20 protein-coding genes are annotated in these 25,556 nt (G+C 38.7%); 12 read left to right on the top strand and 8 right to left on the bottom strand.

Annotated elements, in window-relative coordinates:
• Nucleotides 1-395: 395 nt before the first annotated feature.
• On the bottom strand, nt 396-1,655 hold the full coding sequence (locus NXG62_RS11940) for an NAD(P)-dependent malic enzyme (protein ID WP_427112646.1): 1,260 nt from the start codon (nt 1,653-1,655) through the stop codon (nt 396-398).
• 377 nt (nt 1,656-2,032) lie between these two features.
• Between NXG62_RS11940 and NXG62_RS11935 the strand changes: the two genes are divergently transcribed.
• Nucleotides 2,033-2,962, top strand: a complete 930-nt coding sequence (locus tag NXG62_RS11935) for a LysR family transcriptional regulator (protein WP_427112645.1) — start codon at nt 2,033-2,035, stop codon at nt 2,960-2,962.
• Nucleotides 2,963-3,124: 162 nt separating this feature from the next.
• Here NXG62_RS11935 and NXG62_RS11930 read toward each other — a convergent pair whose 3' ends face one another.
• The 3 genes from NXG62_RS11930 to NXG62_RS11920 form a co-directional block, all read right to left on the bottom strand.
• On the bottom strand, nt 3,125-4,237 hold the full coding sequence (locus tag NXG62_RS11930; RefSeq protein WP_427112643.1) for a 4-hydroxybutyrate dehydrogenase: 1,113 nt from the start codon (nt 4,235-4,237) through the stop codon (nt 3,125-3,127).
• 102 nt (nt 4,238-4,339) lie between these two features.
• On the bottom strand, nt 4,340-5,671 hold the full coding sequence (locus NXG62_RS11925) for a hypothetical protein (protein WP_427112642.1): 1,332 nt from the start codon (nt 5,669-5,671) through the stop codon (nt 4,340-4,342).
• 197 nt (nt 5,672-5,868) lie between these two features.
• A complete protein-coding gene (locus tag NXG62_RS11920; RefSeq protein ID WP_427112640.1) occupies nt 5,869-6,108 on the bottom strand; it encodes a transposase in 240 nt (79 codons plus the stop codon).
• 293 nt (nt 6,109-6,401) lie between these two features.
• Between NXG62_RS11920 and NXG62_RS11915 the strand changes: the two genes are divergently transcribed.
• The 6 genes from NXG62_RS11915 to NXG62_RS11890 are packed head-to-tail and all read left to right on the top strand — an operon-like array spanning nt 6,402 to nt 13,406.
• The gene (locus tag NXG62_RS11915; protein ID WP_427112639.1) at nt 6,402-7,931 is read left to right on the top strand and encodes an ABC transporter substrate-binding protein; all 1,530 of its coding nucleotides are present in this window, start codon (nt 6,402-6,404) and stop codon (nt 7,929-7,931) included.
• Between the two features lie 34 nt (nt 7,932-7,965).
• The gene (locus NXG62_RS11910) at nt 7,966-8,931 is read left to right on the top strand and encodes an ABC transporter permease (protein ID WP_427112637.1); all 966 of its coding nucleotides are present in this window, start codon (nt 7,966-7,968) and stop codon (nt 8,929-8,931) included.
• On the top strand, nt 8,921-9,793 hold the full coding sequence (locus NXG62_RS11905) for an ABC transporter permease (RefSeq protein WP_427112636.1): 873 nt from the start codon (nt 8,921-8,923) through the stop codon (nt 9,791-9,793). The genes NXG62_RS11910 and NXG62_RS11905 overlap by 11 nt, the downstream gene beginning before the upstream one ends.
• Before the next feature lie 13 nt (nt 9,794-9,806).
• Nucleotides 9,807-10,787 (top strand): ABC transporter ATP-binding protein, encoded by a 981-nt coding sequence (locus tag NXG62_RS11900; protein WP_427112635.1) that lies wholly within the window; start codon nt 9,807-9,809, stop codon nt 10,785-10,787.
• Nucleotides 10,784-11,767 (top strand): ABC transporter ATP-binding protein, encoded by a 984-nt coding sequence (locus NXG62_RS11895; protein WP_427112633.1) that lies wholly within the window; start codon nt 10,784-10,786, stop codon nt 11,765-11,767. The genes NXG62_RS11900 and NXG62_RS11895 overlap by 4 nt, the downstream gene beginning before the upstream one ends.
• 22 nt (nt 11,768-11,789) lie before the next feature.
• A complete protein-coding gene (locus tag NXG62_RS11890) occupies nt 11,790-13,406 on the top strand; it encodes a gamma-glutamyltransferase family protein (protein WP_427112632.1) in 1,617 nt (538 codons plus the stop codon).
• 127 nt (nt 13,407-13,533) lie between these two features.
• Here the strand turns inward: NXG62_RS11890 and NXG62_RS11885 are convergent, their stop codons facing one another.
• Nucleotides 13,534-14,940, bottom strand: a complete 1,407-nt coding sequence (locus tag NXG62_RS11885; protein ID WP_427112631.1) for a sodium:solute symporter family protein — start codon at nt 14,938-14,940, stop codon at nt 13,534-13,536.
• 423 nt (nt 14,941-15,363) lie between these two features.
• Between NXG62_RS11885 and NXG62_RS11880 the strand changes: the two genes are divergently transcribed.
• Complete coding sequence (locus tag NXG62_RS11880; protein WP_427112630.1) at nt 15,364-16,719, top strand: M20/M25/M40 family metallo-hydrolase; 1,356 nt, start codon at nt 15,364-15,366, stop codon at nt 16,717-16,719.
• Nucleotides 16,720-16,767: 48 nt separating this feature from the next.
• Nucleotides 16,768-18,198 carry an amidohydrolase gene (locus NXG62_RS11875; protein ID WP_427112629.1) on the top strand — a complete coding sequence of 477 codons (1,431 nt, stop codon included), beginning with the start codon at nt 16,768-16,770 and terminating at the stop codon, nt 18,196-18,198.
• Between the two features lie 79 nt (nt 18,199-18,277).
• On the opposite strand, the gene NXG62_RS11870 is transcribed toward NXG62_RS11875, so the two are convergent.
• The gene (locus NXG62_RS11870; RefSeq protein WP_427112627.1) at nt 18,278-19,468 is read right to left on the bottom strand and encodes a M20 metallopeptidase family protein; all 1,191 of its coding nucleotides are present in this window, start codon (nt 19,466-19,468) and stop codon (nt 18,278-18,280) included.
• A 232-nt stretch (nt 19,469-19,700) separates the two neighbouring features.
• On the bottom strand, nt 19,701-21,092 hold the full coding sequence (locus NXG62_RS11865) for an ABC transporter substrate-binding protein (RefSeq protein WP_427114283.1): 1,392 nt from the start codon (nt 21,090-21,092) through the stop codon (nt 19,701-19,703).
• Nucleotides 21,093-21,202: 110 nt separating this feature from the next.
• Here NXG62_RS11865 and NXG62_RS11860 point away from each other — a divergent pair, with 110 nt between their 5' ends.
• Complete coding sequence (locus tag NXG62_RS11860; RefSeq protein WP_083615847.1) at nt 21,203-22,447, top strand: IS256 family transposase; 1,245 nt, start codon at nt 21,203-21,205, stop codon at nt 22,445-22,447.
• Between the two features lie 49 nt (nt 22,448-22,496).
• On the opposite strand, the gene NXG62_RS11855 is transcribed toward NXG62_RS11860, so the two are convergent.
• The gene (locus NXG62_RS11855; protein WP_427112626.1) at nt 22,497-22,772 is read right to left on the bottom strand and encodes a hypothetical protein; all 276 of its coding nucleotides are present in this window, start codon (nt 22,770-22,772) and stop codon (nt 22,497-22,499) included.
• A gap of 1,271 nt (nt 22,773-24,043) precedes the next feature.
• Between NXG62_RS11855 and NXG62_RS11850 the strand changes: the two genes are divergently transcribed.
• Together NXG62_RS11850 and NXG62_RS11845 are read left to right on the top strand one after the other, a co-directional pair.
• Nucleotides 24,044-24,643, top strand: a complete 600-nt coding sequence (locus NXG62_RS11850) for an N-acetylmuramoyl-L-alanine amidase (protein ID WP_427112625.1) — start codon at nt 24,044-24,046, stop codon at nt 24,641-24,643.
• 109 nt (nt 24,644-24,752) lie between these two features.
• Nucleotides 24,753-25,541, top strand: coding sequence for a polysaccharide deacetylase family protein (locus tag NXG62_RS11845; RefSeq protein WP_427112624.1), 789 nt, complete (start codon nt 24,753-24,755; stop codon nt 25,539-25,541).
• The last annotated feature ends 15 nt before the right edge of the window (nt 25,542-25,556 follow it).

Here is a 25,556-nt window from a genome sequence, read left to right as displayed (position 1 = left end):
TGTTAAAGGTATGTATCAAGAAGTTTTCGGTAACTGTATTCACCTAGATAATAACGGGCCTCATTGCCTTCATTTTTTTACAAAGAAGGCGCAGATAGGTAATGGTGCCGAATAGTCCTTGCATTGTACGGCGGTCCTGTCGTTCTATCTGATACCCTTATTGCTTGTACTGTTTTCCACCAATTCTGTATCCATAGTTTTTAACGCACAAACCAGTGCCTCCGTGAAAGCGCAGATAAACAACTGCAATAATCTTGTTTCGCGTATAATGGCGGTAACTGAGAACTATTTACACTAATCTTGTTAAAAGCAAATGCAAAAAAGCGAATATGCGTTGTATGCTAAATAGAAATAAGTCCGAACAGTATACCGTCCGGACTTTTCGCCAAAAAAAATTATTTCTTTTCATAAATTTTTTTAATTTTATGATGAAGTTTCTGTATCTGTATTCTTGCTTCCCGGCGTATCGTTTCCGGATCAACAGTAATACGTGCATCTCCGCTTTTCATAGCTGCTTCTGCAACGGCTGCTGCAACGGCCGGCGCTACCCGTTCGTCAAAGGCATCAGGAATAACGTATGCTTCATTCAACTCAGCATCGGAAACAAGAGAGGCAATCGCATACGCAGCAGCAAGCTTCATTTCTTCATTGATATGCCGTGCTCTTACAGCTAAGGCTCCTCGGAAAATGCCCGGAAAAACCATCACATTATTAATTTGGTTAGGAGCGTCAGAGCGTCCCGTACCAACAATTCTCGCACCAGCCTGTTTAGCGGACTGATAATCTATTTCCGGTATAGGATTTGCCATAGCAAATACGACGGCATCCGAGTTCATAGAACAAATAAGTTTCTTAGTAAAAAGATGTGGCCCTGATACACCCAATAACAAATCCGCCCCAACTGCGGCATCCACCAGTGTTCCCTGTATATTATCTGTATTGGTGACCTCTGTCAGTTGTTTTTGTACACTATTCAACCCATTCATGCCTTTGTACAAGATGCCAGCTTTATCAACTACGATAACGTGCTGCGCACCGGCCAGAATAAGAAGACGTGCAATAGAAGCCCCCGCAGCTCCCGCCCCATTAATAACAATCTTAGCTGTTTTTAAGTTTTTCCCGACACAACGAAAAGCTCCGATAACTCCTGCTAAGGCCGAAATAGCAGTTCCATGCTGATCATCATGAAACACCGGTATATCCATTTCATTTTTTAACGTTGTTTCAATTTCATAACATTTAGGCGATGAAATATCTTCTAAATTAATCCCTGCAAACGAAGGCTGCAGCAACTTTACTGCTTCAATAAATGTATGCGGATCTTTTGTATCCAAACAAATCGGTATTGCATTAACCCCGCCAAACACCTTAAACAATACAGATTTTCCTTCCATAACCGGCATAGCCGCTTCCGGTCCAATATCCCCCAATCCCAAAACACGTGTTCCGTCAGATATAACGGCAATCATATTACCGCGACAGGTCAAATCAAAAGATAAATCTTTATTTTTCGTAATCTCACGACAAGGCTGTGCAACACCGGGGGTATACAATGTGCTTAAATCGTCACTTGTTTCTAACACAGCACAAGGAAGCATTTCCAAAATACCTTTTTTCCCTTTTCTAACCTCCATTGCTTGTTCATCGAAATTCATAAATATCTCCTCCATTATAAACTTAAAATACCCTAAAATAAGCAATAACATCCCTCACACAACAGTCAATAACAGTAATCATACCTGCCCACCACTATCAAGTGGTACAGCAATAGCAACAGCTGCCGTTTGGAAATTTACAAATTTTAAAGTAAAAAATAAAAGAATGACATATGTCCATGGATATGCGAACACCTCTTTTTTTCGGGATACAATGGATATCACATTGCACAATCCATGTATATATAGTATAATCCCCCTATATATAAGTCAAAGACTTTAAGAATTATATAATCGATAGCTTTTATACTATATCATATGTATTTTTGTATACCTCTTCAATTTTTACAACTTAATAACGCAAAGGAATGAGCCTTATGAGTGAATCTTCAAAAGAGTTTGAATACTTAAATAAACTTGTTGAAACCGGCAGTTTTTCTATAGCAGCTGAACAATTATATATTGCACAACCTTCTTTAAGCCAATTTGTAAAGCGTATAGAAAGAAATATCGGTACCGAAATCTTTGATCGGTCACATGTACCTATTCAACTAACAGAAGCCGGCAAAATTTATCTGGAAATTGGACGCAAGATACAGGAATTGCATCATTCACGAGAAAAGCAAATTCAGGATCTAGGAAAGTTTATTCAAGGACAAGTACGTATAGGCAGCTCAAATTATCGAAGTTCCACGTTATTATCGAAGGTTATTCCTATTGTAAAAAATCTTTATCCTCATATTCATATCACGTTGGAAGAAGGAAAAACTAAGGAGTTGGAAGACTTTATATTACAAGGGAAAACAGACTTTTCTATTGTACTGCATCCCTTCTTCAATCCTGGACTGCAATATATCGAATTGTTTCGCGAAGAATTGCTTCTGGTCTTATCTTCAAACCATCCTTTATGCATACATAAAGATTACACTTTGTCTGCAAATTCTAAGTATCCGACAATTGATCCGCATAAACTTTTCCACGAACCGTTTATCGTTATGAAGGAAGGCCAGCGGCTTAGAAATTCTTTTTTTGAATTTACTACAAAAAATGTTTTTTCTCCCCCCATTGTATTAGAATCCGGTGATATGGCTACTGCGCAAACACTAGCTGCCGCAGGTGTCGGTGCTACAATCGTTCCTGAGAAATTAGCGGCACATTGTACAGCGCCTATACCTCCCTGCTATTTCAGTTTAAGAAATTTTTTATCAGATTGGCAGGTTGTCATTGCTTTTAAAAAGGAAAAATATCTTTCCAAAGCAGCAAAAACGGTTATTCAAATTATAGAAGAAATCACAAAAAATGATTAATTAAATAGTAAGAATTCCATGACGTATTAAAAAACAGAATATACCCTCTTTGCAAAAAAACATCGGGGGACGCCTTTTGAAGTTATGACACAAAAGGCGTCCCCCGATTCTGCTTGATACCGTCAATTATCCGACAATTACCAACACATATCTTCCTAGAAATTAAAATAAGTTTTTATAAATTTCAATCACATCATCTTCACTCAAAACAACAAAATTATTAGCCATTAATCTGCCCTGATTCGCCATCACCGAATCGGCAAATTCCTTTAAATCTGTTTCTGTTACTCCATATTCATGGAGCGCTTTTTTCGGTAAAATAACATTTAAAAGTCTTTCCAATTCACCATATACATTCTCCCCCTTACATCCCAGTATTTTTGAAAAGAACTGATTCATTACAGCAATTTCCCCATCTGATTTGATAGACATATACCGATTCATAACACCTGTAAACATGGCATAGTTCGATTCACCGTGCGCTACATGATATTTTGCTCCCAACGGATAACTCATCGCGTGAACAGCAGCACATCCTGCATTTCCAAATGCAACGCCAGCATAATTACTCGCAAATAAAAAGTTTTTCATCAAGGGGATACGTGCCTCTCTGCCCTGTTCTCTAATCCGAATAAACCCGTTTAAAATCTTTTCAATTGCCTTGTAACTAAACATGCGAGTCGTTTCGTTCGCCTTGGGTGACAATGCCGATTCAACAGCATGCACCAACGCATCAATAGAACTTGTCGCAAACACGTTAAACGGAAGTGTCTTCAATAATTCTGGTATAAGGACAGCTTGATCACCATATAATTGCTCAACGGCTAATCCTTTTTTCGTATGCCGGCTGACCAATGCCAGTACCGCCACATTCGTTACCTCACTGCCTGTACCACAGGTCGTTGGTACAATAACCAGCTCCTTATCTTTTATTGGTGTAATTTTTCCGTCATACAAATCAAGAACAGGTGAAACATTTTTAAGTGCGAAAATTTTTGATAAATCAATGACAGTACCCCCGCCGATAGCGATAATTCGTTTTACATTTTTTGGCATGTCTTGGTAAATAGCTTCCGCCATTTCATCTGATGGCTCTCCTGTTCCATATTTTTCCTGAAATAGTATCTCACACGCTAAATGTAAATCCCTAAAATTCGGATCATAAATATATTGATTGGTAATAATCAAATCACCCTTGCCAAGATGAAAATCGTCGGCAAATTCTCTACATGTAGTATAGGACATAATCGTCGGTTTAATCATTAACTCCTGCATATAAGTTCCCCCTTTTAACAAAACAACATAATTTATTTATTCCAAAATTCTTATGCTGCCGGAATATGGACAGCTTTTATATTATATGATTTCTTCTATCCACTATCCGTCCAAATGAAATCGTATCATACGACTAGGGCGACCTGCTGTTGACGTCGCCTTTTTACCGATAACAACAATTGCCTGGCATTGTTCAAGACGGGAAAGGATTCGGTTTACTGTGCGAATATTCATTTTAAGATATTGTGACAATTCACGCGGTGTGCACACACTAATTTTATATTGCTGCAACGTCTGCTGGATACGCGTCAATACTTGCTTGCTAATTCCCGCACGGATAGATAGGTCATTTAGTCTGCCATTATCTGCAAAAACAGACACATGAGCAGATTTAGCTACGGTCAATAGCGGCCCTATAAATGAATCATATCCATCCAGAACATAACAACTTACTTTTTCAGCATGTTGCACCGCTTTCCGCTGTGCTGTAACTGCACACTTTTTCGCATCAACCGGTGTATCTCCTAATCCAATTCCTACTGCAAAAGCTGTAACATATCCATTATCTGCCAATGACGGATTAAAAACATCAAACCGTGTAAAATTCCCCGTTTCAGCTGCTATCATTGCCTGCGTACTTGCTAAATAATATTGATTGTATTCCGTTTGAAATACAGCCGCTTTAATTCGTTTGGCATAATGATATACCATTTCTCTAATATGTTCCTGTGTTTTCAATAACGGAATTTCACTTTTTTCATACCATGAAACATCTTCGGAAAAATCAATATGAATAGCTATAACAGCAAATCTACCACTTTTTGTATCTATAATTTGATAACGTAATTCCAGAATTTCTATATGATGAAAGAAATCTTCTACATTAGGAAACATTCGAATAACCGGAATATTTTTTTTACGCAGCGCTTCCGCCACTGATTCCAATCCAGTAATGCATACATCTGCTTGATGCTTCTGGTAATTGTTAACATGATACATTATCAATTTTTGAATATAGTCTTTATCCAAAACATCATAAATTACATTATAAAATATAATTTTGTTAAAGGCGATTCCAAGACTACGTCGTATCTTATCAAAGGTATCCGTTTCAAAACCATCTATGCTGATGGTATGGATAATATATCCATAGTTAATATTTGCCTGAATAATAGCAGCTGCTGTCGAAATAACATTTCGTGGAAGATAATCCCATAAACAATGAGGGAAATATCGATTCGAAGCATAGTAATATGGGGCTTGACCAGTAAATAAAATACCATCTGCACGAGATTCAATAGAAGGCAATATTTTATCCAGTTCCGTGAATGTCGTATAGGATATCCACGCAACCGTAACCGGCATTTTGTATAATGATATATTTTTTTTTAAATATGTAATACTAGTACGAGGACCAATAACTGAAATTTTCATAATATACCTAAATATTATACGAAATAATAAATAAAAATATTAAAATTATAATTAACATGCATTTACATCTTATTAAAATTAGTTAAAGACATATTAAAGGACTATTAGAGACAAATTCATTTTAGTATAATTACCATTAATTTTCAAGTATTTTATAAGCAATCTGGTAATATGTCAACTCTATAAAAGAAAAGGTTTCAAAAAGATTCCCAGAAAGAGAGTGGTGTATCGTCAGCCTGGAAATTTCCTGACTGATTCTCTCGCCAGACAAGGCTCGCGTATGTTGCCAGTGCCTCCTGGTTCTTGAATGCATCGATATAACCAATCTCTGACAGGATACCGGCAGCCATGACGGGCCCGATTCCAAGGATAGACAAAAGGCTTTGATACGCAGTGGGGTCAATCCCCTTGAGCGTCTTCTCGATGGCCTTATTCACAGCCTTGATCCCAGTTTCATAGGTCGAGAGCAGGGTGAAGGATGAGGTCTTTTGTAAGCCTTTTCGCGTGTGAGCGCTTTGGGCCGGATGCAGGCGATGACAAACGCATCGACATAGTCGTTCTTGCCGAGGTCAATAAACGATTGCTTGTAGTTTTTAATGGCCTTCGGATTCAAGCAGTATACCGCAGTGTGGAACGGAGCAAGAACCTCACAGGAAGAGAGATAAGAAGTTTTACCTTGTAAGCAAAGCGGAAATCTTGCTTACAAAATATATTATACGAGGGGATAGATATGAGAAAAAATTTTTATATTGTAACCATTATAGTGATGGTATGTTGTCTAATGCTTACAGGCTGCGGCAATAAAGAAATGGGGCAAGGTCAATGGGATGGCACTTTAAAAATTGCATTGCATCAGGATCCGCCTAATCTAGATCCTTGTTTTTCTACAGCTGCCGTAGATAGGCAAATATTTCAAGGAATTTTCGATACATTGGTCACACTTGATGAAAAGGGGAACATCAAGCCTATGTTGGCTGATTCTTGGGATATAAGTTCTGATGGTTTAGTGTACATATTTCATCTACATAAAGGAATCGTATTCCACGATGATACTCCATTTAATGCAGATGCCGTCGTTTTTAACATCAAAGAATCTTTAAAAAAATCTTCCAGCAGAAAAAGTGAATTATCATTTGTATCTGATGTAGAAACTATTGATGCAAATACAGTAAAGATAATATTAAAAAAACCGTTCTCTCCATTTTTATCTGTTTTAACCGATAGAGCAGGCATGATGAGATCACCGGCTGCCGTAAAAAAATATGGTAAGGATTTTATGAATCATCCCATAGGAACTGGTCCATTTTTGTTTAAAAACCGATTAAAAGGCGATAGTGTCACATTAACACAAAATCCCCACTATTGGAATCATGTTCACATGCCTAAGGCAAAAAAAATTATTTATAAAATTATTGATGATCCCAATGTTGCTTTAGTTAATTTAAAAAGTGGTCAAATCGATTTTTCTGACTATTTACCTTTTAACCAAATCAATGACTATAAAAATGACCCTATAATTACTGCCTCCGATGAGCCGGCTTTGGGTTTTAACGGTTTTTTCCTAAACACCAAAAGTGAAGCATTTTCCGATGTACGTACTCGCAAAGCCATAGACCTTCTCATTGATCGAAAAGCAATTGTCAATGTAGCCCTATCTGGTGTCGGAACACCTGGCAGAACAGCATTTCCCGAAATGAATTTTGCCTATGATACGTTAGATACTCCGCAGAAACCAAATATAGAAAAAGCAAAAGAATTACTTAAAGCAGCAGGAAAAGACCATGGTTTCTCATTTACACTTTGTACTGACACGAATCCGATTAACCAAACAATGGCCCAAATGCTTCAAAAAATGATGCATGACGGCGGTATTGACATGAAAATACAAAAAGTTGACTTTGGCACTTTATTAGCCAAAGGAAAACGAGGACATTACGAAGCTATCGTCATCCAATGGAGCGGCCGTATCGACCCCGATCAAAATATTTATTCGTGGTTATATTCAGGAGCGTCTAATAATTATGCGTCTTACAGTAATTCTCATGTTGATGCAGCTTTGGAAGCAGCGAGAGCATCTCAGAATATAACACAGAGAAAACAATTATATCACCAAATGGACACATATCTTGATCGAGATGTTCCTTACATTTTTTTATATCATGCACACAATTTATATGGAATGCGGCGTAATGTTAAGGGGTATATACCAAGTCCTGACGGCATGATAAAACCAGTAAACATATATAAAGAAGGAAATTAAATAAATTTTACAGATAAAAACGAGGGGGATATATATGCGGCAACTTATTTTTAAAATAGTCTCATTCATTCCTGTATTCATTTTAGTTAGTATCATGGTGTTTTCTATGCTTCATATGTTGCCTGGTGATCCTGCAACAACGATATTAGGAAATGAAGCATCACCGGAAGCAATAGCAGCTTTAAATGAAAAATTAGGAATGAATAAACCTATTATAATGCAATATTTTGATTGGATTTGGGATATAATCCACGGTAATTTTGGAAATTCTATGGTAGATAATACCCCGGTCCTACAATTAATTTCCCAGCGATTACCCGCTACGTTGGAATTAATCACAGGCTCTTTTATCGTGGCATTGCTTATTGCTTTACCTACAGGAATTATATCGGCAGCCCGTCCAGGAACTTGGATTGATCATATTTGCACATCAATATCCATGATTGGTATGTCCATTCCCCACTTTTGGTTAGGAATGATGATGATTATATTTTTTTCCGTAAAAATAGGAATTCTCCCAGCTTCCGGATATGTTCCTTTTTCTCAGGATCCGGCTGGAAATTTAGCTTCCATGATTATGCCTATGGTCGCTACTGGTTTTCGTCAATCAGCAGTTTTAATGAGGATCGTACGCAGTAGTATGCTTGATATACTGAATGCCGATTATATTCGTACAGCTATAGCAAAAGGTCTTTCGGAAAGGTCCGTTTTAATGGGACAATCCCTGCGAAATGCACTCATTCCTGTAGTTACTACCAGTGGTTTGCTCATTGCTGGCTTAATAGGCGGACTAGTTATTACAGAAACTATTTTTTCAATTCCAGGATTTGGTAAATTAATGATTGATTCTGTATTTCGCCGTGATTATACAACTGTCCAAGGCACCGTTTTAGTTACAGCCCTGCTTGTCATTTTCATCAATATTGCAGTAGATGCATTATATACATACATCGATCCACGTATTAAAAACGAAAAAGAAGGTGGCCAAAATGACAAATAATCAGACCCATAGACAATCTATGGTTCATGTAATCTTTTATCGCTTCCTACACGATAAACAAGCAATGCTCGGTACATGCATTATTTTTATTCTGCTATTTATCGCTGCTTTTGCTAATTTTCTTGCTCCGGCAAATCCTGTATTCCAGCAAAATTATTCTGCAATACTGATAGATCCGGGCACATCACAGTATCTACTGGGCAGTGATGAATTAGGACGGGATATTTTATCACGTCTAATATACGGTTCTCGTTTTACATTAGCAGCGGCTGTCCTTCCCGTATTTTTTGCGTTGCTTATCGGAGTTCCCATTGGACTGTATGCCGGATTTAAAGGTGGTATCATGGATCAATGGGTCATTATGCGCATCGTTGATGCCTTCCAAGCTTTTCCTTCTCTGATTTTGGCATTGGCATTAGCCGCAATGTTGGGTGGAGGCTTTGCCAATGCAATGTTGGCCATCGGCATTGGATTTTTACCTAATTTTATTCGTATTACTCGTTCTCAGGTCATTAGTATTCGAAATTTAGAATATATTCAAGCAGCTAAATCAATTGGATGTACAAACATGCGTATTGTTTTTGTTCACATTTTACCTAATGTAATTCCCATTTTATTGGTACAAACAACATTATCCATGGCCACTGCCATTATTGCCGAAGCCGGTTTATCATATATCGGCATCGGAGCCAGTCCTGAACAACCTAGTTGGGGTTCTATGCTGCGCACAGCACAAGGTTTTTTAAGTGTACAACCCTGGATGGCTTTTTGGCCAGGAATTTCTATATCCGCAGTCGTACTTGGATTTAATTTATTCGGTGATGGACTACGCCGTGCAATTGATTCGAAAATTCGGCACTAAGGAGGAGAGACTCATGGCAAACCCTATTATTCAAGTAAAAGATTTACATGTAGAATTTATGTCTGACGGACAAGTTATTCCCGCTGTGGATGGTGTTAATTTTCAGGTATCAGAAGGGGAAACATTGGGATTAGTCGGTGAATCAGGATGTGGAAAAAGCACTACAGCTCTTGCTATTATGCGTATTCTGCCACGATATATTGCACAAATCACTAAGGGAGAGATTCTGTTTGGCGGAACTTCCCTCTCAACATTATCGGAACCGGAAATGCAGAAAATCAGAGGAAATACTATCTCTATGATTTTTCAGGATCCTATGACTTCATTGAACCCGGTGTATTCGATAGGAAAACAGCTTCGTGAAGGGCTGCAACTCCATATAAACTGCTCTCACGCTGAAGCAGATAAACAAATTTTGAAAATGTTAAACCTTGTGCATATTCCACGTGCAAAAAGTATTCTCAAAAATTACCCGCACGAACTTTCCGGCGGCATGCAGCAACGTATAATGATTGCTATGGCTTTATTATGCAATCCACAATTATTGATTGCTGATGAACCAACAACGGCACTGGATGTAACTGTTCAAGAACAAATTTTAGATTTACTGCAGATAATTCAAGAGAAAAAAAGAATGGGAGTAATTTTAATCACACATGATTTAGGAGTTGTTGCCCAAATGTGCCAGCGGGTATGTGTCATGTATGCTGGTCAAATCGTAGAAACTGCTGATATTGATAGTATTTTAGATCATCCACTTCATCCTTACACGCAGTGGTTGATTGCTGCCATTCCGGAAAACAATACAGGAAAAAGACTGCACTGCATACGGGGAAATGTCCCTTTACCGGGAACCATTACTTCCGGATGCCGCTTTGCCGATCGTTGTCCTGTTTGTATGGATATCTGTCATACAAAAACGGTTCCTGTACTATCTGTCCAAAATCGACAAGTCCGCTGTTTAAAATATATAAGAGAGGATGAATCTATATGACTGAAAATGTCCCCATATTAGAAGTAAAGCATCTAAAAAAATATTTTCCTATAAAAAAAGGCAGCATAGTAAAAAAAACAGTAGGTACAGTCAAAGCTGTTGATGATTTATCATTTTCTTTAAATCGTGGAGAAACATTGGGAATCGTTGGAGAATCTGGTTGCGGGAAATCAACAATGGGCCGCTGCATACTGCGTTTATTAGAACCAACATCAGGAGAAATCCTCTTCAGAGGAATTGACATAGTAAAACTTTCTCCGGCAAAAATGCGTTCATATAGACGGTATATACAAATTATTTTCCAAAACCCTTATGCTTCCTTAAATCCGCAAATGACGGTAGGTCGTATTCTCGAAGAACCATTATATATACATGGTGAACGAACACCATCAATACGAAAAGAAAAAATAGTAAATTTGCTAAAGATTGTCGGTTTAGATGAAAGTCATTATTACTCATATCCACACGAATTTTCTGGCGGGCAACGGCAGCGTATCGCGATTGCCCGAGCCTTAGTTACACATCCCGATCTTATTGTAGCCGATGAAGCCGTGTCCGCCCTTGATGTATCTATTCAAGCACAAATTTTAAATTTAATGCAAGATTTACAAGTTACATACGGATTAACTTATATTTTTATCTCTCATTCACTTCCTGTTATTCGTCATATCAGCACACAGATAGGTGTTGTCTATTTAGGAAAAATGATGGAATATGCCAAAACCAATGATCTTTTCTCTATGCCGCTTCACCCATATACACGCCGACTTCTCGCTGCCGTACCCAGTGTAAAAAAGCGAAGAAGACGACCCGTCAGTCCGGCATTGCAGGGCATTCCCAATGCGTCTCATCCCCCGACAGGGTGCGTTTTTCATACACAATGTCCTTTATGCCAAGAAATCTGTAAAAAACAAATCCCCTCTTTTCAACATATAGGTAATGACCATTGGGTAGCCTGTCACTACATAAACAAAAAATAAAGCCACACCAGGAGGAAAATATATGAAATTAGATCTCGACATCACAAATTACGCATATCCATCACGCAGAGAAATCATATTAGGGAAAAAAGGAATGGTATGTACCTCGCAATCAACTGCCGCTCAAATAGGATTAGACATTCTCCGTCAAGGCGGCAATGCCGTAGATGCTGCTATAGCTACTGGCATTGCCATGACCGTTTTAGAACCTACCAGCAACGGTTTAGGCAGTGACATGTTTGCGTTGGTATGGATGAACAATTCTCTGTATGGATTAAATGGCAGTGGGTATGCTCCATCCGGAATATCTCGCAGTGTATTGAACAAACGCGGTGTGACAAAAATCCCCGATCGTGGTTGGATTCCTGTTACAATTCCGGGAGCACCGGCCGCATGGGCAGAATTACATCGGCGTTTTGGTCGTCTTTCCTTTAAAAAATTATTTGAACCTACTATCCAATATGCCCGCGAGGGATATGCTGCAACCCCCACTCTATCTCAAATGTGGACTAAAGCTGCCACTACTTTTGCACCATTTTACGGCAAAAAAGAATTTTCCGGCTTATTTCAAACTTTTTTCCCACAGGGGAATCATGCTCCTCAAATCGGAGAAATTATTACATTAAAAGACCATGCCAAAACATTACAACTCCTTGCTGAGAGCAACTGTACCGATTTTTATCATGGTGAAATAGCCGATGCCATTGATGCTTTTTCCCAAAAAACAGGAGGCTATATACGAAAGGAAGACCTTGTTGCATATAAACCTGAATGGGTAACGCCTATTCATACGAATTACCGTGGTTATGATGTCTGGGAAATTCCACCCAATGGGCACGGATTAGTTGCACTTATGGCATTAAACATTGTTTCTGGATATACATTTAATCGTCATAATACGGCAGACTCACTCCACCATCAAATAGAATCCATGAAATTAGCTTTTATTGATGGGAAAAAATATATTGCCGATGCGCGTTTCATGAAAACCGACATGGCATACTGGCTATCAGAAAACTATGCTTCTCATAGGCGAAGTTTAATCGGGGAAACCGCAATTATGCCAACTCCCAGCGATCCTGACTGCGGTGGTACTATTTACTTATGTACCGCCGATGGAGAAGGTAATATGGTCTCCTTTATACAAAGTAATTTTAAAGGGTTTGGATCAGGAATTGTCATTCCTGGATATGGTATCGCGCTAAACGACAGAGGCAATAATTTTAGCATGGACGAAAATAATGATAACTGTATCATGCCATTAAAAAAACCATATCACACTATTATTCCTGGATTTTTAACGAAAAACGGATCTGCTATAGGTCCGTTTGGTGTCATGGGTGGTTTTATGCAACCGCAAGGACACATGCAAGTTATTATGAACACAATTGATTTTCATATGAATCCCCAGAGTGCTTTAGATGCCCCTCGCTGGCAATGGATAGGCGGAAAGCAAATAGAAATGGAGCCAGGTTTCCCGGATAACATCATTACAGTATTGAGAGAAAAGGGACACGATATCATTATCAATCCTGATCTGAACGCATATGGACGTGGTCAAATTATTTGGCGCAATGAAGAAGGTGTATTAATGGGAGGAACAGAACCGAGAGCAGACGGAGTTGTCGCTGCCTGGTAAGTAGCGGTTGTATAACTAAAACATCCCCCTGAAACACAGGATACACTATCTATGTTTCAAGGGGATGTTTTAGTTATATAATTTATTTATTAAAAATTAAAAAATACAGTAATGCTGTATCATAACACTAATAATTTTCTTTTATCACTGGGTGTTTAATTGTTTCTTTATCCAAAACACTTACCATTAAAAAAGTTATAACACAAACTATCCATTCCATATAAATAGGGTGTGCAACAACATGCGTAGAGGGAACAAATTCCCAAACAAACAAAGTTATAATGCCCATTAAAGTAGTATAAAAAGCTGTATTTTTTCGACATAACCGAGGTATAAAAATCGTACCTAAAAATACTACCGTAAACGCAGTAGTCAAGGATAGCCCAATTAACATCGTTTTTACAATTCCACTGGCATTGAACGCCATCCACAATGTACCTATTCCTAAAATTAAGATTGCCCAACGATTGATAATTGTATATTTGTGATCGGATATTTTTGGATCAAAAAATCGTTTATAAATATCTTGACTGAACAACGTCCCCGCCGCCAAAAGGATATGGCTGCAAGTACCAATATCAGCAGCCCATAACGCAGCTAGCGTAATACCAGATACGATAGGGTCAAGACCCATAATCATATTAGGCAATGCCAGTGTTGCGTTTAGATCTGGATGAGATACACGGGCTGCCATTCCCATAATGGCACAAAGAAATCCAATAGGAAGCATCAGCAATGCCCCCCACATAAAACCATGTTTCGCCGTTTTTGCATCCGCTGCAGCACATGCAATCTGTACCGGACCTTGTGCCGTCAACGTCTGTGTAATCATAACAACAAACCAACCAATCACTGTTGCCAGTCCCAGAGGTGCAATAGGATCGAACCATGCCACTCCCACAGGAAGCGATAGTACAAACTGGTTCCAGCTGCCTTGCTGCTGAATAATAGAATACGTGCTAATCAAAACACCAAAATAAATTAAAGTCACACTCAGAATATTAGAAATACCGGAAAACCACAATCCGCCGATAAGCGTCGTCCCAATGAAAACAACAGCACTGACAATCATGCCTTGTTCAAAAGTAAAAAACTGCGGCAGCAAGCTCGATAAAATAGCTCCGCCAGCAATATACTGCAAAGACGTAATAACGAGCTGTACTGTAATCATACCTAAAACAGCAATTGCCCGACCTTTTTTGTCGTAAAATCGTTCAAAAAATTCCGGAATTGTCGTACATTCCATCTTTCGATATTTGCCTGCCGCTACAAATGCCATTGCTACTGCTCCCGCCGCCCAAGCTACATTATACAAGCCTGCTGATATACCATAGGTAAAGGCATTTTCCGCAACGCCAATTGTTGAGGCTGCCCCCACCGCAGTTGCAGTAATATTAGCAGCAACCATCGGTGTCGTCAAGCCTCTTCCCGCAAACAAGAATCCCATACTGTTCATTGTTCGCCGCCGTACATATATACTGATAGCGACGAGAATACACACATACAAAATAACGATACCCAATTGGATATTCATTTTTCCCCCTGCCTCCTCTTTTCAATTTACCAGATTATAGTTTTTACACTGTATTATTCCAGCCAACCTTTGTTTATTTTTAGCAATATATAGTATACGTTGCATAATAAACATATCTGATGATTTTTATGTAATTGGTCTTATTATATCACACAATGTCTCTTTTAATACATGCCGGTTAGAAGAGATGGCTATAAAGTACAGGCGGATTCTTTTTATACCATGGTCAAAATACTTAAATTATTAAAATTATTATATATAATATAGGCTTGACGAACAAAAAATTTAGTGTAATAATGAACAAAAGCAACGGTGCTAAATAAGGTATCGTTGCTTTATTTTTATAAATTTGCATATCTGTCTTTTCTTATCAACGTGACTCACTATATTACGATATGGAATTTATTATGAGGAGATGTCCCAATGAAGGAAATACATGCCGATTATGTAAGCCGTTTTCAAGAATTTATAAAATTTCCTACTATATCCACTACCAATGATGAGGCTACTGATTTTACTCCTTTTTCTCAATTTCATGAATATTTAGAAAAAAACTATCCCTTAGTACACTCTTATACAAAAAAAGAAAAAATAGGAAATGCAAGCTTATTATTCCATTGGAAATCATCACATCCTACGCTACCTCCCGTCTTACTTATGGGACACCAAGATGTTACCTCTGCCGGAGATCCTTCATTATGGCACTACCCGCCATTTTCCGCCGAAATTGCAGATGCCTGTATATGGGGACGCGGAACAACAGACTGCAAGCATATCATGTTTGCAGAATTAGAAGCTGTAGAAGCCTTGCTGGCTGAAGGATTTTCTCCTGCGTATGATATATATTTAAGTTACGGCCATAATGAAGAGGTGGGAGCGGACAACGCCCATAAAGGAGCAGTATTAACAGCAGCAGAATTAGCCCGTCGAGGAGTACATTTTGAATGTCTGCTCGATGAAGGCGGTATGATAACAGCAGGAAAAGAAAAAGGATATGATGGTTATATTGCAAATATCAGCTTAGCGGAAAAAGGATTTAATAATTACAAATTATATTATGAATGCAGCGGAGGTCACTCTTCTACACCCGGTCAAGGATCCTCTTTAGGGAAAATAGCCCGCGGAATTATAGGTATTGAAGACAATCCGTTTCCATATCGCTTGACGCCATTAACACGCAAACAACTTTCTGCAATGTCCCTCTATGTATCAGAACCAGAAAAAAGTATCTTCGCTTCTCCTGAAGAACATTGGAAGGAACTTAAAAAACTCGCTGAATCGGATAAAAAACTAGATGCTATATTACACACAACAATGGTTGCAACAATGGCTTCCGGAAGCCAACAGGCCAATGTTCTCCCCTCTCAGGCTGAAGCAGTTATAAATTGCAGATTATTGCAGGGTGATACAGTTGAATCCGTATTATCATATATACGCAGTCATATCCCCGCAAATCTTACGGTACACAGTATGTATGACACAGATCCCGTCCCCGCACCAGACGTAGACGAAAATGGTACATATGGACTGTTATCTTCTGTATTAAAAGATATGTATGGCAAACAGACCATCATTGTTCCATCTTTAATGACCGGTGGTACAGATGCGCGATTTTATGCCGATGTATGTGACAATCTATTTCGCTTTGGTGGATTTCTCCGCGATAACAGATGGGGGCAAGCCCATGAAATAAATGAAAAAATTCCTTGTGATGCACTGCCATCAGGAATTAATTTTTTCAAAACATTTCTGAAAAAATACAACATAAAAAACCAATAATATCATTATCTCAATCAATTACGCTACAGTGAAACGGAGGAATTACCCATGGATCCAAAGCAGAAAATCGAACAGCTTGTAGAACAAAAAAAAGATAAGTTTATTTCTCTTAGCCAAACTATATGGGAATTGGCAGAATTAGGATATGAAGAATATCAATCTTCCGAAATCTTATGTAAGGCGTTGGAAGAAGAAGGTTTTGCCATCACCAAGAAGCTGGCAGGTATTCCTACGGCTTTTAAAGGCGTATGGGGCAGCGGTAATCCTGTAATCGGTATATTAGGAGAATATGATGCATTGCCCGGTTTAAGCCAAAAAGCCGGATGTCCAGTTAAGACACCTTTACACGAAGGCGGTGCCGGACATGGCTGCGGCCATAATCTATTAGGTACCGGAGCTATGGCAGGTGCCGTTGCCTTAAAAGAATACTTGGAAAGTACAAAGCAAGCGGGGACCATTATATATTTTGGTACTCCTGCAGAAGAAAATTTAAGTGGCAAAGCATTTATGGCTCGAGACGGTGTGTTTGACGGAGTAGACTTTTTTTATACTTGGCATCCCTCTTCTTTCAACCGTATTGGTGCCGTACATATGAACGCGAATATAAGCCGTATTTATGAATTCAAAGGCATAACTGCTCATGCCGGCGGTGCCCCCCATTTAGGCCGAAGCGCCCTCGATTCCTGTGAATTAATGGGAGTAGGTGCAAATTATCTCCGTGAACATATCATTATGGAAGCACGAATACACTATGCGTATTTAGATGTTGGCGGCCGAGCTCCTAATGTAGTTCAGGATCATGCCGCCGTACGATATGTGATTCGTGCCCCCTATTTACGACAAGTAAAGGACATCATAAAGCGAGTCGACCAAATTGCTGAAGGGGCAGCTCTTATGAGCGGTACAACCGTAACCTATCACACAGAATCCGGATATTCAGAATATATACCAAATAACGTTCTTGCCGAAACGGCAGACAAAGCGCTTCATGAAATAGGAGGACCGCTTTGGGATGAACAAGATTTTGCACTGGCTAAAGACTTCACAGATGCGTTTAATGACCAATCAAAAGAGAAAGAACGAGAAACTATCATCCAACGCTATGGCCGAGATAAATTAGCAGAAAAATTACAAAATCCGCTGGATACGCAAATTGAAAAATATGACAAAAATCATATAATAATGGAATTTGGCTCCACCGATGCCGGTGATGTTGGCTATATTGCTCCTACGGTGCACCTCAACATTGCTACCGAAGCCCTTGAAACACCTGGCCACTCCTGGCTGAAAGCCGGACAAGCAAATTCTTCGATTGGATTAAAAGGAATGGTAACAGCCGCCAAAGTAATTGCTCTTTCTTGTGTCAAAATGATAGAAGATCCCGATAAAATCAAACAAGCCAAAGAGGAATTTATGCAGAAAAACAATGGCATATATGATTGTCCTGTGGCCGGAGTTACTGAATTACCTAAACTATAAAAACATATACATCTATAGTATGAATCCATACGGGCTGATAACTAATCTGTTATCAGCCCGTATGGATTCATACTATAGATCATGTATTTTTTTTGCGATGTAACTTCAGCCAATTAATCGCACTTTGTGCATATACGCCGGAACCGCCAGATAAAACAGAATCATCCATTGTAAAATTATTGCTATGATGTGAATGAACTGCACCTACTGCCGGATTATAAATACCCACAAATGCAAAACATCCAGGTTTATGTTTTAAATAATAAGCAAAATCCTCTCCTCCCATTGTTTCAGATATATCAAATAACGCATCTTTCCCTAATACATCAACAACTGCCTGCGACATGATTGCCGTGCATTCTTTATCATTAATAGTCGGCAAAACCATCTCTTTATATTCTAACTCTGCCGTCGCTCCATAGGCATGTGCCGTATCCATAATAATCCGCTCCATTGTACTTTTTAAATCTGCTCCTATCGCGGGATCAAAAAAGCGAGTTGTCCCCTCCATTACCGCTTCTCCCGCAATAATATTGAAACGATCACCGCTATGCAGCATTCCAATGGTCAGTACAACAGGCTCTGTCGCACTATAATGCCGGGATACGATGGACTGCAGATTCATTACAATAGCCGCCGATACTACAACGGCATCTACCGTCTGCTGTGGTTGGGAGGCATGTCCTGATTTTCCATGAACCCTGATTGTAAATTGATCTCCTGCTGCTAAATTTGCTCCTTCTTTTACAGAAATTTTCCCCGCCGGCGTATCAATCCATGCGTGAGCACCAAAAATAGCTCCTATTTCATCATACCAGTTACCAAAACGCATCATATAGGAAGCTCCACTGCCTAATTCTTCTGCCGGTTGGAAAATCAGATATACGGTTCCGTAAATATCCTCTTTCATAGCTAGCAACATACGCGCGGCCCCCAACAACATCGCGATATGGCTGTCATGTCCGCAGGCATGCATCTTTCCTTCATGCCTTGATTTGAAATCCACATCATTAATTTCCGTTACGTTTAATGCATCGATATCAGCCCGCAAAGCCACTGCGTTGCCCTCATGAGCTCCATGAATTATAGCAATCAATCCGGTGTTTTTTTCTGGGTGTATCTCATAAGGAATCCCCATTGTCTCCAATTCAGCTGCAATACGTTTTGTCGTTTCTATTTCTTCATAACTAAGTTCCGGATATTGATGAAATTCCCGTCTTAAATCGCGCACATATCCTTCCAACACTTTAACCAATTCTGTTATCTCCATTACTGCATCCCCCCTCTGTAGAATAACAATATATTCCATACATTCCCCTGCATTTAAATATATCAAATGCAAGGTTTTACAGCCATTACGCTTAAAAACCTTGCACTTGAATAGTATATATGCTGTTTCCATGAAGCGACAATTAGCAAACACCGCTTTATTTTTATATCATGAATAAATCAGTATATAAATACTTTCCCACCGCATTCATGGTGTTTATCATATACCACCATTATTCAAAATGCCATTCATTCAGATCATCCAAAGAACCTTCCCAAAACTCTTTAATACCGCCTTTTAAATTTTTTGTTTTTGTAATAATATCATCCGGCACATATAAAGATACGATAAATTGATTATCTCTCATATATTTCTGAATTTCTGAATATGCAGCTTTGCGTTGATCAGCAGAAGTCATGGCCGCTGCTTTTAAAAACATATCTGTAAGTTTCGGATCATCTGTGTGCGGATAATTATTACTTCCTCCGGGAATAAAGTAAGAACCATAATCCGGATCTACCGTCATACCATATCCTAAAAGCAATAATTGATAATCACCTTTTTTTGCATTTCCCAGTGTTGTTGGAAAATCCAATTTTTGCTGTTTAACATTCAATCCAATAGCCTTCAGATCTTGTTGAATTAAATCAGCCGATTGTTCACGAAGTACATTTCCAATAGGTACCTGCAAAGTCAATTCCTGAGATGTATCAAATCCTGATTCAGCTAATTCCTGTTTTGCTTTAGCTACATCATAGGGTAACATTTCCACATTTTTGTCATATGCCGGACACGGCAATGTATACACAGTAGGAGCCAATCTTGCAGCACCTTTGAAAAGTTGATCTACAATCTGCTGCCGATTAATTGCCATTGTAACAGCACGCCGGAATTTTACATTAAAAGCCGGATTGCTATTGTTAACTTCCAAATACTGTCCCCCTAATGCAGGAGCTGTTGATATGTCGAGTTTACTGTCTTTTTTCAACATATCTAAATCCTTAACCGGAATTACACCAATCCCATCACCTGCTGTCATCTGAATATTTCCAGACTTAAGTTCAGTTACCAAGTTGGTACCATTCATAATGCGGATAAATATTTTATTCAGCTTAGGCGCTCCTTTATAATATTCTTTATTCGCTGTGTATTCTACATGATCATTTGTAACGTACGTCACAAATTTAAACGGTCCGCTGGTAACGGTAGGTTTAGTAGCCGCTTCAGAATTAGCAATAGAGGCGGGGTCTAATTTTTCAAATACATGTTTTGGTATAATGAAGACCTTGAACCCTAAAAAGCCTTTAACGTACTCAGGGTCTACCGGTGTTTTAGTCTTAAATGTTATAGTATGTTCATCTTTTACCACTAAATCCGGAATTTTATCTCCACTTGTTAGTTTTCCCTGATCATTTACTCCTTCTAACATATTGATATACATCCCTTTGGTCGTTTCCACTTTAGGATTAGCAATCAAATTGAAGGTATACATGACATCTTCCGCTGTAATCGGCTGTCCATCCGTCCACTTTGCCTTTGGATTAAGTTTTATCGTATAATTCTGATTATCTTGTGTTTCAATACTTTCTGCCAGTTCCGGAGTAAATTTGTGGGAGTGTAAAATGAAGTGTGTAAGTTACCGGTAACCAATTTACTAACTTACGCACTTCATTTTTTTGTCGAGGTGCGGTACACTATCAGAAAGCAGGTTGAAAGGAATTGAGTACAGCACTGATGAAGAAACGTAGAAACCCGAGTGAGAAAGGCCAGGCAATCGCCAAGCTCATCATGGAACAATACCAGCCGAAGACGCAGGAAGACATGCAGATAGCGCTGAAGGACGTGTTCGGTCCTATCTTCGAAGCTATGCTGCAGGGCGAGATAGATAACCATCTCGGGTATAGCTCCAATGATCATAGCAAGAAGGAAACCTCCAACCGTCGGAATGGCTATACGGAGAAAACCATCCAGACTTCGGTCGGCGAGGTCCCCATCCGCGTCCCACGGGACCGCGAATCTACCTTCGAGCCCCAGGTAGTCCCCAAACGCACCAAGGATGTCACAGGGATCGAGAGCAAGGTACTGGCCATGTATGCACGCGGCATGAGCCAGCGGGATATTGCCAAGACGATTGATGACATCTATGGATTCGAGCTGTCCGCAGAGAGCATCTCGAACATCACAGACCGAGTGATGGACGAAGTCCAGCATTGGCAGACACGTCCTCTGAACCCCTTCTACCCCTTCTTGTTCGTAGACTGCCTGTACGTCTCTGTACGCAAGGATTATGAGACCAAGAACCACGCTGTCTACGTCATCCTCGGCTATGACATCAATGGCTCGAAGGATGTCCTGGGCCTTTGGATGAACGAGACGGAGGGCAAACATAACTGGATGCAGATATTCGATGAGCTGAAGGCCCGTGGCGTTGAAGATGTCGGATTCATCTGCATGGATGGTGTCTCCGGTTTGGAAGAGGGAGCAAAGTCCATCTTCCCCCAGGTGGTCGTGCAGCGCTGCATCGTCCATCTGATCCGCAACTCCATCAAGTACATCCCATCCAAGGATTACAAGGCCTACACGACCCAGCTCAGGAAGGTCTATGGAGCCGTGAACCTGAAGAGTGCTGAGGCCGAATTCGAGCGGTTCAAGCAGGCCTGGAGCCAGTACCCCGGTGCGGTAGAAACATGGAAGCGGAACTGGCAGCATGTCCAGCAACTATTCAACTATGGCAGTGCCGTAAGGAAGGTGATGTATACCACCAATGCGATAGAGAGCGTGAATTCCAGCTTCCGAAAAGTCACCAAGAAGGGCTCGTTCTCCAGCGAGGAATCTGTCTTCAAGGTTCTCTATCTCAGGGTAAAGGAACTCTATGCCAAGTGGGAAGGGCATCATATCCAGAACTGGGCGATGGTCAGAAACCAGTTGGCTATGGATGATAAGCTGCAAGCTCGTATCCTGAAATACGAGAAATTTTAAAGCCAGCAATCACTGGTAACGCATCTTCTTTTATGATACCTAAAAAAACTTACACACTTAACTTGACAAACCCAAATTTGTTGGGTTCCGGCATTCCCAAGAGCGAGTCATACATAAAGCGAATAGAAAATTGTCCTGCAATCCCCGGATTAAATAGTGGATTAAGCGAATCCGGCGCATTAGTCATACCAATATATAACGTATCACTTTTACTTTTGCCGCTGTCGTCTTTACTACCACACCCACTAATTATTACTGCTCCCGCCAGCAGAGAAACCCCTAATATAAATGCTTTTCTTCTACGTATCCAGTTTAATACTCCCATAATGCCGCCCCCCCAAAGTACAAATATCAAAACGCTTCATACAAACCTTTCAAAAATCAACTATTTATATATATCCGCTAGATATTTGTTTTATTCTCCCCCTCTATTCATTAAATTAAATATAATACTAAATTAATATAAAAAGCCTCTGCACGTCGTATATGCAGAGGCATCTTTACCTATATTAACTTATATCACATATAATAAGCTATGGTTGTATATTTGTCAAATTTTTTTCTTATTTGTCATGAAATAAATAAAATAAATATGTTTTTTACATTATTTTATTTAAATTAACAATATTAACACATGCGTTTCTTTATTTAAACAACTCAAGATAGTATCGTATAGAATATACTTTATATTATCTGCAAATATATATCTTACCTTGTATACTACATTTGATGATCAAAAATCTTAATAATAATTATATCATCATATAAATACGACAAATTTGACCAAATTCTTATTCCTTACCAGATTATGAACCGCCAATATAGCCGCGCGATAAATAATTTATAGGAGCAGAAAAACCATTTGTTCGCAGGAAGTATATATATGCTTCGAAATTCAGAATTAGTTTACTCTGCGGATTATCGGGTACCCATGCGTGAACCGGCTGTACAACAAAATCCAATACATTTATATTTTTATAATATGTTTGCAGTATTTCCTGCAGCAACACGTGAAAAAAAATGATATGAAGAAAAATAAATATTCTTACATAACACCATGTCATCACTATAATCAATGTGATTTTCTTTTTTATTCTCTCCTCTTGTCTTTCAACTATTTTTTTCTACATAATGTCAATCAATATATTATATGTTTTAATTAAATAGTTAAATATACAATGAAATTTATAATTTTTAATGCAAATAAATAAATAAATTATAAACACAAAATAATATATTACACTTTTATTTGTAATGCAGAAAATAAAATAATCTATCCTATGATACAAAATATGACAATACAAACTTTTTTATTTGCAATTTTCTTAAAACACCTTGCATAGATAACGAATAAAAACTTAATGCAAATGAGAAGCGTTTATATATTTTAAAAATTGTAAACTCACTATTAGATAAAGTGAACATATGAACATTTATTGAAAGTAATCAGTATATATCTAATATTTTTATAAATTTTCTCCAATAATTTATCTCATTTTTTCTAAAATAGGTGTCTGGACTTTTCTAAAATATAGTGATATACTCGACGATAGTTGAGAATGTTTGTTATATTTTTATCAAGGAAAGAGGAATATTATGAATAAAATCGGGCGCCGAGAATTTTTGCGCCGTTCCTTTATAACGATTGGAGCTGCAAGCATTTTACCCACATTCATCCCTAAAATTGTACAAGCATATTCAACATCACACCCTATGCTATCCCCGATCATAAAAGAAACAAATCTCACCTTTTGTCAACCGTTGGTTCAACGTAAAATTACAAATATTATCGTGATTCACCATGTTGGCGGTACCAATCGTGATGTATCGGCATCTGAGATTCATCAATGGCATTTAGCAAACGGATGGGCTGGTATCGGATATCATTTTATTATCCGAAAAAATGGTACAATTGAACAAGGTCGACCAATGGGTGCTATTGGAGCTCATTGTTATGGGTATAATCAAACTTCCGTAGGAATTTGTTTAACCGGCGATTTTGAAACGGCATATCCTACAGACGCTCAGTTAAAATCGATCGGACTTATGACGGCATACCTTTGCCAAAAATATTCATTGCATCCGAACAACCATACTGTTTTCGGTCATCGCGATTTAAATTCCACTTTATGTCCGGGGAAGAACTTATATTCACAATTAAATTCGTTAAGAAACGCCGCTGCATCACTTTTATAAACACTAATGCTGCATAAAGGAGTGACTACAACTGAAAACGCATACATTGTCATCTTATGGAACAAAAGTGATACTCGCGGTAATCACACTGTTTACATTCGTAGGTATCATGCTGGCATATTGGTATTTTGGATCAGAGCATTATGAAGTAACAGGAATACCTATTTTAAATTATCATGAAGTAGATAATACATTTCATACCTGCTTAACTATGACTCCACATGATTTTTCTCAACAAATGCAATATCTAAAAAATCAAGGATATCATACCATCACCACTGCTCAATTAAATGACTATTTAACAAAAGGAACCGCTTTACCCGACAAACCCGTCATGATTACCTTTGATGATGGATATGTAGATAATTATACCGATGCATATCCCATTTTAAAAAAATATAATATGACCGGAACGATTTTCATCATAACCAGTCTTGTCGGAAAACCCGGCTATTTATCTTGGCCCCAAATAAAAAAAATGGATAAAGACAACATAGCTTTTGGCTCGCATACAATTACACACAGACCGTTATCAGAATTGGACGAAAATACCGTTCGACAGGAACTTACTACTTCAAAGCAACAGTTAGAAACACAATTGGGACACTCGATCCATTTTATTGCTTACCCCGAAGGCAAGTATAATACAATGGTAGAAAGAGAAACAAAAGCGGCTGGTTATGCCGGTGCTTTCACCGTCAATGCCGGACGTCTTCACGCAGGAGACGATCCATATGCCTTGAACAGGGTCGCCATATTTGAGGGAAATAACAGTTTTACACACTTCCGCATCCGCTTGCTGTTATCAACATTATGCGGCTATCTATGGAAATGGCATGCGTTCTTTTATACGACGCTTCATCTGGAAAAACTAGCATCTTTTATACCACAACCATAGAATATAAAAAATATT

Origin of the sequence: Megasphaera sueciensis (genome assembly GCF_050219315.1) — a bacterium.
Lineage (GTDB): Bacteria > Bacillota > Negativicutes > Veillonellales > Megasphaeraceae > Megasphaera_A > Megasphaera_A sueciensis.
Note: the sequence above shows the minus strand (reverse complement) of the source record. Positions and strands in the feature narration are given on the sequence as shown.